14 protein-coding genes and 1 riboswitch are annotated in these 12412 nt (G+C 62.7%); of the genes, 5 read left to right on the top strand and 9 right to left on the bottom strand.

From position 1 onward, the window contains the following. Positions 1-87: 87 nt before the first annotated feature. The 7 genes from gpt to JHX88_RS09675 form a co-directional block, all read right to left on the bottom strand. Complete coding sequence (gpt, locus tag JHX88_RS09705; protein ID WP_076524313.1) at positions 88-573, bottom strand: xanthine phosphoribosyltransferase; 486 nt, start codon at positions 571-573, stop codon at positions 88-90. A gap of 128 nt (positions 574-701) precedes the next feature. After that, positions 702-1736 (bottom strand): AbrB family transcriptional regulator, encoded by a 1035-nt coding sequence (locus tag JHX88_RS09700; RefSeq protein WP_076524314.1) that lies wholly within the window; start codon positions 1734-1736, stop codon positions 702-704. Next, positions 1723-2022, bottom strand: a complete 300-nt coding sequence (locus JHX88_RS09695; RefSeq protein ID WP_076524315.1) for a DUF4387 family protein — start codon at positions 2020-2022, stop codon at positions 1723-1725. Before JHX88_RS09695 ends, JHX88_RS09700 begins: the two co-directional genes overlap by 14 nt. Further along, positions 2019-3380, bottom strand: coding sequence for an acyclic terpene utilization AtuA family protein (locus JHX88_RS09690; protein WP_076524317.1), 1362 nt, complete (start codon positions 3378-3380; stop codon positions 2019-2021). The genes JHX88_RS09695 and JHX88_RS09690 overlap by 4 nt, the downstream gene beginning before the upstream one ends. A 1-nt stretch (position 3381) precedes the next feature. Beyond that, positions 3382-4905, bottom strand: coding sequence for a tripartite tricarboxylate transporter permease (locus JHX88_RS09685; protein ID WP_076524319.1), 1524 nt, complete (start codon positions 4903-4905; stop codon positions 3382-3384). A 3-nt stretch (positions 4906-4908) separates the two neighbouring features. Next, the gene (locus JHX88_RS09680) at positions 4909-5352 is read right to left on the bottom strand and encodes a tripartite tricarboxylate transporter TctB family protein (RefSeq protein WP_076524321.1); all 444 of its coding nucleotides are present in this window, start codon (positions 5350-5352) and stop codon (positions 4909-4911) included. After that, positions 5349-6308 carry a Bug family tripartite tricarboxylate transporter substrate binding protein gene (locus tag JHX88_RS09675; RefSeq protein WP_076524323.1) on the bottom strand — a complete coding sequence of 320 codons (960 nt, stop codon included), beginning with the start codon at positions 6306-6308 and terminating at the stop codon, positions 5349-5351. Before JHX88_RS09675 ends, JHX88_RS09680 begins: the two co-directional genes overlap by 4 nt. A 112-nt stretch (positions 6309-6420) precedes the next feature. On the opposite strand from JHX88_RS09675, the gene JHX88_RS09670 reads away from it, so the two are divergent. The 5 genes from JHX88_RS09670 (at position 6421) to JHX88_RS09650 (ending at position 11496) form a co-directional block, all read left to right on the top strand. Beyond that, the gene (locus tag JHX88_RS09670; protein ID WP_076524325.1) at positions 6421-7089 is read left to right on the top strand and encodes a response regulator transcription factor; all 669 of its coding nucleotides are present in this window, start codon (positions 6421-6423) and stop codon (positions 7087-7089) included. Beyond that, complete coding sequence (locus tag JHX88_RS09665; protein WP_076524327.1) at positions 7086-8492, top strand: sensor histidine kinase; 1407 nt, start codon at positions 7086-7088, stop codon at positions 8490-8492. Before JHX88_RS09670 ends, JHX88_RS09665 begins: the two co-directional genes overlap by 4 nt. Beyond that, complete coding sequence (locus JHX88_RS09660) at positions 8444-9481, top strand: ABC transporter substrate-binding protein (protein WP_076524329.1); 1038 nt, start codon at positions 8444-8446, stop codon at positions 9479-9481. The genes JHX88_RS09665 and JHX88_RS09660 overlap by 49 nt, the downstream gene beginning before the upstream one ends. Before the next feature lie 100 nt (positions 9482-9581). Continuing rightward, positions 9582-9712, top strand: a riboswitch (FMN riboswitch). A 76-nt stretch (positions 9713-9788) separates the two neighbouring features. After that, positions 9789-10265 carry a 6,7-dimethyl-8-ribityllumazine synthase gene (locus JHX88_RS09655; RefSeq protein WP_076524331.1) on the top strand — a complete coding sequence of 159 codons (477 nt, stop codon included), beginning with the start codon at positions 9789-9791 and terminating at the stop codon, positions 10263-10265. Positions 10266-10323: 58 nt separating this feature from the next. Beyond that, positions 10324-11496 (top strand): iron-containing alcohol dehydrogenase, encoded by a 1173-nt coding sequence (locus tag JHX88_RS09650; RefSeq protein ID WP_272848235.1) that lies wholly within the window; start codon positions 10324-10326, stop codon positions 11494-11496. Positions 11497-11527: 31 nt separating this feature from the next. On the opposite strand, the gene JHX88_RS09645 is transcribed toward JHX88_RS09650, so the two are convergent. Both JHX88_RS09645 and JHX88_RS09640 read right to left on the bottom strand, forming a co-directional pair. Beyond that, positions 11528-11974, bottom strand: a complete 447-nt coding sequence (locus JHX88_RS09645; protein ID WP_272848234.1) for an RcnB family protein — start codon at positions 11972-11974, stop codon at positions 11528-11530. Between the two features lie 111 nt (positions 11975-12085). Then, positions 12086-12394: a hypothetical protein gene (locus JHX88_RS09640; RefSeq protein ID WP_076524336.1), complete on the bottom strand. Its 309-nt coding sequence runs from the start codon at positions 12392-12394 to the stop codon at positions 12086-12088. Between the last annotated feature and the right edge of the window lie 18 nt (positions 12395-12412).

Genomic DNA, 12412 nt, shown 5'->3' with positions numbered 1-12412 from the left:
CGGCAGAGTGCCGGTCGCCCAATATGCAAACGATAGCCATTCCTGAACGTGACTGTGTCAGTAATTTTGAGGAACTTCGGGAGCGCCTCAATCCTCGCCGCGATATGGCTGCACATATTGCAACGCCATGTCCCAGGGAAAGAAGATCCAGGTGTCCTGGCTGACCTCGGTCACATAGCTCTGGACCATCGGCTTGCCTTTCGGCTTGGCGTATACCGTGGCAAAATGCGCCTTGGGGTACATTTCGCGGATCAGTTCCAGCGTGCGGCCGGAATCGACCAGATCGTCGACGACAAGGATTCCATCGCCATCGCCCATCAACTCTGCATCCGGACGTTTCAGGACTTCCAGTCCGCCCTGTTCTTGTTTGCGGTAGGACTTGATGCTGATCGTGTCGATGGTGCGAATATCCAGTTCCCGCGCGACGATCATCGCCGGAACCAGTCCGCCGCGCGTTACCGCGACGACCGCGCGCCAATCGGTTCCGTCCAGCCGCCATGCCAGGGCGCGGGCATCGCGATGCAATTGGTCCCAGCTTACGTGGAAACCCTTTTCGTGGGGCAGGCGGTCCATTGTCACTCTCCTTGCATATCGCGGAATCCTGTCGGCGCTCATCAGTGGCCTGTTTCATGCCGTATAATATCTTTGCCGCAGGAAAGGCAAAGACATCTGCTCGGCAAATGTGAAGGGAGCGCCCGGAACTAGCGTCGAGAGCGACTCATGATCCTGGCGACGACGGGGGCCAGCATGATCACGATGATGATCCGCAACAGGTGGTGGCTGACGACATAGGCCAGGTCGGCGCCAGCGATGATGGCGATCACGACCATCTCTGCCTGACCGCCGGGCAGAAAGGCCAGGACGGCATCCAGCGCCGGGGCAAGTTGCAGATGCACGATGATCTCGAAGAAGATCAGGCTGATGAATGCGAGTATGATCGCGTGAAACAGCCCCGCCGACACGTCGATACGCAATTCCCGCCCGGTGATACCGACATATTTCACGCCAACCGTGATGCCGATGAAGAATTGCGCCGCCTGCAGGATCTCGGCCGGGGGGCGATGCTGGATGATGCCGGAGAGCGACAGGATCGCGGTCAGGATCATCGGACCGAGGATCGAGGCGCCGAACAGCCCGAGCCTTTCCGCGATCTTCCAGCCGAAGAAGCCCGAGGCGATCATCAGCAGGATCTCGGCAGGGGCGGTGGAGCTGATCGGCGCGCCGGGCGGTTGCGACAGGTCCACGCCCCAATAGGCATGCATGATCATGGGCGCGAAGGTAACGAGGGCGAGGACCCGCGTGGCATGGATCAGGGACAGCGCACGAACATCGCCTCCCGCCTCTTCACCAAAGACCAGCATGTCCTGCAGCCCGCCGGGCATAGCCGCATACCACGCTGTCGGGTGATCGAAACCGAAGACCCGGCGGAACATCGGATAACCGATCAACGCGATGATCGCGATGAACAGCGGCACGAAGGCCAGCGAGGCGGCGAAGCCCGGCAGCTGACCCAGGACCTGGGGGGTAATCGAGGCGCCCACCGCGACGCCCAGGAAGGTCCGCATGAAGACGGCGAAACTGCCCGCTCCCATCAGGGGCGCACCAGCTAGCGCCGCGATCAGGCAGGCCAGCATGGGACCCAGAAGCATGGGCAGGGGCAGGCCGAAGAGCAGGAAGATTCCTGCGCCAATGGCGGCGAGTGTAAAGGTCAGGATACGGCGTTTAGTCGAACTCATATTCTTCCAGCAACGCGGCATATTGGGCGCCGTGCATGTCGCGATCGGCGGCGGAACCTTGCACCACCGGACGCGGAATGCTGAACTTGACGACCCGCAGGTCCTCGATGTCGAAGCGTTTCAGCAGTTGCTCGGGCACCTGATACAATTCTGCGACCGTGCGGGTGGGCAGGTTGTAGCGGACCTGCCGAAAGATCTCGGGCGTGTCGCAGAAGATGTCGATGGTGACCCAGAACGGGCCGGCATTCTTGGAACGCAGTTTCAGGACGAGATCGCCAAGCCTCATGCCGGAACCTCCGCGCCGATCTGGCTGAGTTCGATCCGGAACGCCTCCATCGGGTCTTTCAGCCGCATGACATGGTTCAGCGCGAACTCATACAATGGGCCCCGGTCGGTCGTCGCGGGGGAATAGGGGAATGCGAAGGTCGGCAATTCCTCGCTATCGGTCAGCGGGTAATGCAACACGAAGGGATTGATCAGCTTGCCGATCTCGGCGGCGATGGGTTGAGAGGTCGCTGTGATGATGCCCAGCACCCCGATCTCGACCGGATCGCCGGCACGGTTCTCGAGCTGTCCAAGCGCCCCGTTCACCCCGATCAGCCGGAATTCGAGGCCGTAATCGCCTTGCGTCAGCCCCATCCGGCTCTCGATCTCGCCGGTCAGGTAGGTGGTCAGCCGCTCGACCCATGCCTGGGCGTTTTTCACGTAATGGGCGTCACGCAGGATGGCGAGGATCGTGGTCTGATATCCGGCGATGCGCGCGCCCTCCAGCTTGACCGTATAGGGGCCGGGCACCCATTCCGAGCCCTCCACCCGCACGCGGCGATGGTCCAGCGCGGTATAGCGCGCGCTCGTCACGTTCAGATACCCGCCCGGTTCATAAAGTTGGAACGGATCGGAATTCTCGTAGAGCATATGGGCCGAGACCGAATGCGGGGTACAGGCGGCATTCTCGGCCATGGGTTCGACCGTGAAACCATCCGTGTCGAAATCCACCATGATCACGCCAGAGGTCGGGTTGGTCGAGCACAACGCCCCGCATTCGGCGATCTTGGCGCCGTGCCAAGCACCCCCGGCGGCATCCCCGCGCGAGAGCGGCAGGGCGGCAATGGTCGCGGTATCGGTGGTGCGGCCCGCGATGACGATATCGGCGCCGGTGGCGAGCGCGGCCTGTATCTGCTCGGCCCCGGCCAGGGCGACGATATTGGTCAGGTCGTCCAGCCGGATCTCGGGGGCCGGGGTGAGCGGGGTGACATCCCCGGCCTCAAGCGCCCGGGCGATCCGCCCTGCCGGCTGGCCGGAATAAAGCCGTGCGATTTTCAGGCTTTGCCCCAACTCTTCGGCCAGTTCGGTGGTGATGTCGTGCATCCAGTCCACCGTGCTGTCGGTGCCGCAGGTGCCTGCGGTGCCGATGACCAGCGGCACGCCGGCCTCGGCGCGGGCCTGCATCAGGATGCGCCATTCGGATTTGGTCGCGGCGCGGGAATATTTCGACTGCCCGGCGCCAAGACTGAAGGGCCCACTATCCGTGGACCCTCCGTCGATGCAGATGATGTCGGGCTTCATGGCCACCCCGCGTGTCAGCGCCTTGCGGTCGAAGCCGAGACCAAGAACGCCCGAAGGCACCAGAACGCGAGTCGGCATGTCAGTCTCCTACCTTGGGTTCGGTTTCCGGCAGCGGCGGCTTCTTCAGGAATTGCCGCAGGAAGATCGGCGCAATGAAGCCGAGAACCGCCGCGATCCACAGCCCGACTGCGATAGGCGAGCTGAACAGGAAGGTCCAGTCCCCGTCCGACAGCACCATGGCGCGGCGCAGGTTGTCCTCCATCGCGTTGCCCAGCAGGATGCCGAGGATCACCGGAACCGTCGGGATTTCAAGCTTGCGCATGATATAGCCCAACACCCCGAAACCAACCATCATCAGCATGTCGAAGCTGGAACCGGTCAGCGAGTAGATGCCCACGAAGGCGACCATGGTCACGCCCGGCAGCAGGATCCATGCCGGGACCGACAGGATATGCACGAAGACCTTGACCATCGGTACGTTCATCAAGAGCAGCACGATATTGGCGATCAGCAGCGCCGCGATCAGCGACCAGACGACCTCGGGCCGTTCGGTGAACAGCAGCGGCCCCGGCGTGATGTTGAGCGTCAGCAGCAGCGCCAGCAGCACTGCGGTCGTGCCCGATCCCGGCACACCAAGCGTCAGCATCGGCACCAGCGCACCACCGGCGGCAGAGTTGTTGCCAGCCTCCGGCGCGGCGACACCGCGGGGATCGCCCTTGCCGAATTGTGACTTGTCGCGCGCTGCGGATTTCTCGGCCGTATAGGCGAGGAATGAACCCAGTGACGCACCCGCTCCCGGCAGCACCCCGGCGATGAAGCCGATCCCGGTGCCGCGCATCATCGCGCCCGAGGTCTGTTTCAGCATCCGCCATGGCACGAGGATCTTTCCCAGCTTCACGCCGATGGCGCTGTTCTTGCCGTGGGTCTCGATGAAGAAGAACACTTCGGCGACGGCGAACAGCCCGACGATGGCGACAAGGAAATCCACCCCGTCCTGGAGATGCAATTCACCAAAGGTAAAGCGCGGCATGCCGGTGGTCTTGTCCAGCCCGATCATGGCAATGCCAAGACCGATTGCGGCAGCCATCGCAGCCTTGGCCTGGTTGTTCGATCCGATCCCGCCAAGCGTACAGAAGGCCAGCATGTAAAGCGCGAAATATTCCGCCGGGCCGAACTTGAAGGCGACGCGGGCCAGGTAGGGGGCAAAGATCATCAGCCCGATCGTGGCGACGAATGCACCAACGAAAGAGGCCACGCCCGATACGACCAGCGCCTCGCCGGCCTTGCCCTGCTTGGCCATGGGATAGCCGTCCAGCGTCGTCATCATCGCCGGTTCGTCGCCGGGAATGTTCAGCAGGATGGAGCTGATCCGCCCGCCATACATCGCCCCGTAATAGACCGAGGTCAGCAGCACGAGGGCCGGGATCGCATCCAGACCCATCGAGAACGAGATCGGGATCAGCAGTGCCACGCCGTTTGCCGGACCAAGCCCGGGCAGGGCGCCGATGATCGTGCCGACGAAACAGCCGATCACCGCCAAGAGCAGCGTGTAGGGAGAGGCGGCGATGGAAAAGCCCATCGCGAGATTGTTCAGAATATCCATGGTTCAGAACCCCCAGCCTGCGGGTAGGCCCCTGAGCCCCAGGCCAAGTATGACCCGGAAGAGCACGAAGAGCCCAATGCCCAGCCCGATGCCGGAAATCGCAGCGCGCATGGGGCGGCCGCCGATCTGCCAGCTCAGGATACCTGCGACGATCACCGTTGGCAGGATGAAACCCAATGGCTTGATTGCAAAAGCGTATCCGATCAACGCGGCAAAGGCGATGCCCAGTTGCAGCAACATCGGTCCGGCGGGCCATTCAGCGTCGGGATCGGGGCGCAGGATCATGCTCACCGAGCACAGGATGATCACCCCCGCGACCATGTAGGGAAAGACGCGCGGCCCGACCGGGTCGGACATGAAGCTGGTCCCGATACGACTGGCGGTGAGGATATACCCCAACGCCAGCACGATCATGACCGCTCCGAAGATACGGTCGCCACGGATCATTGCAGCAACCCGATATCTTTCGAGATCTTCTGGATCTGGGCGATATTGTCAGCCACGAAGGTCTCGAATTCATCGCCATAGATGCTGTAGGGCGCAAGGCCGTTCTCGGTCATGACCTTCTGCCATTCCTCGCTTTCGCCGACCTGCTTCAGCGCATCGACCCATTTCTGGTAGTCCTCGTCGCTGATATCCTTGGGCACATAGACGCCGCGCCAGTTCATTGCGACGATATCGATGCCCTGCTCCTTGGCGGTCGGCACGTCCTCGAAACCTTCCACCCGCTCTTCCGACAGCACTGCGATGGGCCGCACATCGCCGGACTTGATGAAGCCGGTGATTTCCGACAGATCGCCGGTCATCGCCTGCGCGAAACCGCCCACGGTCTGGGTGATGGCATCCGCGCCGCCATCGACACCGATATACTTGACCTTGCGGATATCCGTGAAGCCGGCCTTGTCCAGCGTCATCAGGACTTTCAGGTGATCGAAACCGCCCACGGCCGAACCGCCCGCGAAGGCCACGGAAGAGGGATCGGCCTTGATCGCCTCGACCAGGTCGGTCAGGCTTTCATATTCGCTGTCGGCTGCCACCACGATCACGCCGGGATCGCCACCGATGGTGCCGACCCAACGGACCTGGTCGGGCGTTGCGCCGCCAAAGGCGTTCTGGGCGAGGCGCGTGGTGGTCGCAGATGACGCTGCGATGAAGACATCCGGATCGTTATTGCGTTCATTCACGACCTGCGAATAGGCCACGCCTCCGCCGGCACCGGCAAGGTTGGTGACCTGCACCAGGTCAGGCACGACACCCAGTTCGGTCATGATCCGGCCGATCTGACGGCAGGTGAAATCCCATCCACCGCCCGGATTGGCGGGGGCAATGCATTCCTCGGCGGCCGCAGGCACAGCGATACTCGTCAAAATTGCGGCAGCGGCCGCACGGGTCCAGTTCTTCATGATATCCTCCCATAGGATTTGGTTCCCCCGCGACGGATCGCGGGATTGCGATAACTACAATTTGATGAAAAGCTGACATGAACCTGTCACGTGCTGCCTTAAAGTTGAGCGAATGCGATTTCTGTTGGTTGAAGACAGTGATGAACTGGCGGCTGCCGTGGTCTCGCGGCTGGCGATGGATGGGCATGGCGTCGACCGGGCAGCAAGTTTGTCCGAGGCCGGGGAGTTTCTAAAATCAGCCCCTTATGATCTGATATTGCTAGATATTTCTCTTCCTGATGGCGACGGACGAGATTTTCTTCGGCGTGAGAGGATGGCCCGGCACGATACCCCTGTCATCATGATGACGGCCAGTGCTTCGGTCAGCGATCGCGTGAACACGCTGGATCAGGGTGCGGATGATTATATCACCAAGCCCTTCGATTTTGCCGAACTTCAGGCCCGTTGCCGGGCGGTTTTGCGTCGCCGCCATGCCGGGGTTGCAGATAGTCGACAGCATTACGCGGGTTTTGTCTTCGATGCGCTGGCCGCCACGCTGAGCATCGGCGAGGAGGTGCGGGAACTGCGCGCACGGGAATTGCGGCTGCTTGAAATCCTGCTCTCGCGCCCCGGTCAGACCTATTCCAAGGCGCATCTGATCGATCGCCTGTTCTCCTTTGACGAAGAAGTCAGCGATAACGCCATCGAGGTTTATATTGCCCGCCTGCGTCGCAAGCTGGAGGGGTCCGGCGCAAGGCTGGAAACGCTTCGGGGTGTCGGCTACCGGCTGATACCGGAATGAGGCCCGGCGCGGCACGACCGGCCCGTTTTTCCTTGCGCAGGCGGCTGATCTGGCAATTCGTCGCCCTGTCCGCGTTACTTGTCCTTGCGCTGTTCTTCGCGGTTCGATTCGCGGCAGAGCGCGCCTCCCGTGCCAGTCAGGACGCTGTTCTGGGCGCGGCCGTCATCTCGATCGGAGACGGGTTGCGTCCGGTGGATGAAGGGCTGGAGCTCGATCTGCCCTATGCGACATTCTCGATGCTGGGCGCGATGGGGGACGAGCGGGTATTCTACAGCCTGTCCACGGAGGAACGGCTGATTACCGGTTACGGCAATCTGCCCCCGGCTCCCGAGGTGCCCGGCGATCTGTCCCCGGTGTTCTGGGATGCGGATTATCGCGGCAACCGGTTGCGCCTGGCCGCGATCTCGCGCCGCGTTCTGGTGGATACGAGGATCGAAGAGATCACCGTGGTGCTGGGTCAGACCCGCTATGGCCAGGCGGCCATTGCGCGCGAGACTGCCCGCAGCTCGGCATGGATAGGGCTGGGGTTTTTCGTCCTGGCCCTGCCGCTCGCGCTCTGGGCGGCGCGGGCGGTGATCCGGCCCGTCGATCGTCTGGCGAAGGCGGTCGCGCGGCGTGGCCCGCATGATCTGCGTCCGGTCAGGCATCCGACTCCGCAGGAATTGCTGCCGCTGGTCGGTGCCCTGAACGGCTTCATTGCCCGGCTGCGCGGCACGCTCGCGCTGGCCGAAACCTTCATCTTCGAGGCTGCTCATCGCATCCGGACGCCGCTTTCACTGGTCCGCACCGAGGCCGAGATCGCGCTGGCGGAAACTTCGGACGAGGCGACCCGACAACGGCTGCGCCGGATGGTCCGCGCGATCGGGGAAAGCAGCCGTTCGGCCAACCAGATCCTCGATCATGCGACGGTGCTTTATCGCAGCGACCAGTTCTCTGCCGCGCCCGTCGATTTCGCGGCTCTGTCTGCGGCTGTATTGCAATCCGTCCGGCCCATCGCCGAGATGCGCGAGATCGACATGCGCGCAGAGGGGCTGGATGCAGCCTGCCAGGTTTCGGGGGACGAACGGATGATCGAGGTTGCGCTGCGCAATATCCTCGACAACGCGCTGAAATATTCGCGGGACGAGGGTGAGGTGCTGGTCCGCCTGACCCGCCGCGACGGCATGGCCGAATTGACGGTGTTGGACGAGGGCAGGGGGCTCGGTCCCGGAGATGACGATCTGACCGCCCGTTTCCGCCGGGGCAGCAATGTCGGCGATGTTGTCGGCTCGGGCCTCGGCCTGACCATCGTGAACGAAGTCGCGGCCGCGCATGGTGGCCGCTTCACCCTGAAATCCCGAGCAGAGAGGGGCACATGCGCGATCCTGTTCTTGCCGCTATCCGAGCCGCCTTCCTCTTCCTGACGCTGGCGGCATCCGCCGCCGCATACGAGGTCGAGGAAGAGCGTTATTTCGGCCCCGAAGGCGGGCGCGAGATCTCTGTGCTGTCGACGACCGATCTGGACTCCATCGCTCCGGTGCTCGAAGACTACATCGCCAGCCATCCGAACCAGCGGATTCGGTATGAGCAGGCCGCCAGTGTCGAGGTGTTTCGCGCCATTCATGAAGAGCGCGTGCCTTTCGACCTTGTCATGTCCTCGGCCATGGATCTGCAGATGAAGCTGGCCAATGACGGGTTCGCCGCTTCGATCTCGCCTGAAACCGGGGCCTTGCCAAGCTGGGCGCGCTGGCGGGATCAGCTTTATGGCGTGGGGCTTGAGCCGGTCGTGACATTGGCGTCGCGGCAGGGGCTGGGCGATCTGCCGGTGCCGCGGACGCGCCGCGATCTGATTGCGATGCTTCGCGAACATCCCGAGCGGTTCGACGGACGTATCGCCAGCTACGATCCCCAGGAATCCGGTGTGGGCTATTTCCTGATCTCGCAGGACAGCCGCCAATCCGAAGGCTTCTGGCGCCTTGCCGAGGTCATGGGACGCCTGAATGCGCGTCTTTTCTGCTGTTCCGGCGAGATGATCGACGAATTGCGCGCGGGCCGCGTCGCCATCGCCTACAATGTCGTGGCCAGCTACGCGGCGCGGTTCGCACCCGAAGATCCCGATATCGTCCGGGTCGCGCTCGAGGATTATACGCTGGCCATCGTTCGTTCGGCATTGGTGCCCACGAACGCGCCCAATTCCCAGGATGCGACCGATCTTTTGTCCTACCTGCTGTCGGAACCGGCACAGCGCAAGATCGCGGCCAGTGCCAATGTCGCCCTGATCCCCGAAACCGGACCGAAACCGTCGATCCATCTGCGGCCGATCAGGCTGGATACAGGACTGCTGGTCTATGACGACCAGCTGCGCAGGGCCGGCCTTCTGGCGGAATGGAATGCGGCGATGGTGCAGCCGTGACCTCGTGAGGCGGTTTGCTGGACAAATTTCATCCGACTTTTGTCCGAGACGCGACCGTCGCAATATCTCTTGGCGAGGCCGATATGTCGTGCTATGCGATTCCCGTTCTCAGGGCGGGGTGCAATTCCCCACCGGCGGTGATAGCCCGCGAGCGCCTTCCTTTCGGGAAGGGTCAGCAGATCCGGTGAAATTCCGGGGCCGACGGTATAGTCCGGATGGAAGAGAACCGTGGCCGATCCCCTTCCCATGGGCTGGTCATGGCTCATGCTCTGGGACCTGACGCAATTGAACGGAAGGTTCCTAAACGATGACCAAGACAACCACTCCCCGTATCGCATTCATCAAGGCCCGCTGGCACGCCGATATCGTCGACCGCGCCCATGAGGGGTTCACCGACGAGGCGGGCCGGATCATCCCCGGTGCGCAGATCGACGCCTATGACGTCCCCGGCGCCTTCGAGATGCCACTGCTGGCCAAGAAACTGGCCAAGACCGGCAAATATGACGCTGTGGTCGCGGCGGCTTTCGTCGTCGATGGCGGCATTTATCGCCATGACTTCGTGGCGGATGCGGTCGTGGCCGGGCTGATGAATGTCGGGCTGGAAACCGAGGTGCCCTGCTTCTCGGTCTCGCTGACGCCGCATAATTACCAGGAGGTCGAGGTCTTGACCGCCTTCTTCCGCGAGCATTTCGTCAAGAAGGGCCGCGAGGCTGCCGAAGCGGTGCGGCAGGTCCTGGCGCTGGATGCGCAACTGGCCGCCGAGGATCGCGCAGCGGTCGCCTGACCGCGGCAGGGCCTACACTGGCCGCCCGTGATCGGGTATCTGTGTCGGGACGCAGCCAATGACAGGGACCCGCACAATGCCCACCCCATTCGCCTTTGCGACCGCGACCGAAATCCTGTTCGGTCGCGGTCAGGCTGCCGAGGCTCCGGCCCGGATCACGGGTTTGGGTCAGCGGGTGCTGCTGGTTCATGGCAGCAATCCCGCGCGCAGCGAATGGCTGAGACGCGGTCTGGCGGCATCTGGCTGCAAGGTCGCGGATTATCCTGTTGGTGCCGAACCCGACATGATGATGATCGAAGCCGGTGTCGACAAGGCCCGCGAGGTGGGTGCACAGGCCATAGTCGCGATTGGCGGTGGCGCGGTGATCGATGCCGGTAAGGCCATCGCCGCACTGGTGCCCGCGACGAGGCCCATGCTCGATCATCTGGAGGTCGTGGGGCAGGGCTTGTCGCTGGATCTCGACCCGCTGCCTTTCGTGGCCATGCCTACTACTGCGGGCACCGGTGCCGAGGTGACGCGCAATGCGGTGATCGGCGTGCCCGAGCATCGTCGCAAGGTCAGCCTGCGCGACGCAAGGATGCTGCCACGGCTGGCGATCGTCGATCCGGCGCTGACCGATGGCTGCCCACGCGCCGTCACGCTCTCTTCGGGACTGGACGCGATCACGCAGGTGATCGAGCCCTATGTCTGTACCCGCGCCAATCCCATGACCGACGCGCTTTGCCGCGATGCTATTCCGCGCGGGTTGGCGGCGCTTCGCCGCTTGATGGAGGCAGAAGATGCGCGGGCCCGCGACGAGATGGCTTGGGTCAGTCTTTGCGGTGGATTGGCCCTGGCCAATGCGGGGCTTGGGGCGGTGCATGGGCTGGCCGGACCTCTCGGAGGGCTGACCGGGGCCGCGCATGGGGCCATTTGCGGAATATTGCTGCCGCATGTCCTGATAGCGAACCGGGCTGCCGTGACGGATCAAAACCTTGCCGCGCGGCTGGACGAGGTCGGTGCGTGGATTGGTTACGCCTTCGACCTTCCGGCCGAAGGGCTCGGGCAATCGGCGAGTGCCTTGGCCGACTGGTCGCGCGCCAACGAATTGTCATCGCTGACAGGGCTGGGCGTGGATGCACAGGCGCAGGAGGCGGCGGCTAGGGCCGCGGCAAGCTCTTCGTCAATGAAGGCCAATCCGGCGGCGTTATCTGTAGCATCCCTCGAGGAAGTCATGAGGGCTGCGGGCTGAGAACTCCGCACAAGAAGATCATCCGTCAGGATCAGTCGAGAATGGCGTCCACCAGGCGCAGGATCGACAGGATCTTGCCGCTATCCTCGTTCACGCGCACCAATTGCCCATCCACGATGGCATAGCGATTGCCGTCGGGCGGCATGCTGAGACCGTAGCGGCCCGGGCGGGTCACGACATGCACGTCATTCCAATTGATGATGTCACCGACGCCAAGATGGATGCCATGCTTTTTCGCTTGTCCCGGAGGTACGCAGGCCGGGCTTTTCTTGGCGAGGCCGGGAGGGCAGTTTCCTGCCACGATGATCCGGCGTTCGGCATTGTCACGTTTCACGATGACATGCTGCTTACCCTTGTCGACCGACCGGCTGGCCTTGTTGGCCTTGGCATGGGCGGGCGGCTCCGCAAAAGCGGAAATGGGTGATATCGCCAGCAACAGACCCGCTGTTGCCGCGACCAGTCGGTGCTGTGGTTTCACGTCAGGCTCCTTTGATGCTTTTGCCTGCTCAACTGCCCTCGGGGGACATGGTTCCGTCACGGTTGTGCGATCAGATGAATTTCTACCGGGCAGGGTTGCGGCAGTGATGAGTCAGTCCAGGATCTCGGTCTGGCTGCGCAGGATCGAGAGGACCTGTCCGGTTTTAGGATCGATCCGGATCAGCTTGCCGTGCGCGACCGCATATTTGCTGTTGGCCGGTTCGGGGCCGAGACCGTAAAGTCCGGGCTTGGTGACGATGTGGATCTGGTCGGGAGGAAGCGTATCGCCGACATCGAAGTTTACCGTTTCCGCGTCCGCCGCCGCCGCAGTGAACGAATGCTGCAGGAAAGTTGCGTCGACGACACCGACCGTCAGGACAGCCGCGGTAACAATGGTTACAAGAATGCGAACATAACCCATCTGGAATATAAGTCCTTG

This window comes from Paracoccus saliphilus, assembly GCF_028553805.1.
In the GTDB taxonomy this organism is placed as follows: Bacteria; Pseudomonadota; Alphaproteobacteria; order Rhodobacterales; family Rhodobacteraceae; genus Paracoccus; species Paracoccus saliphilus.
Note: the sequence above shows the minus strand (reverse complement) of the source record. Positions and strands in the feature narration are given on the sequence as shown.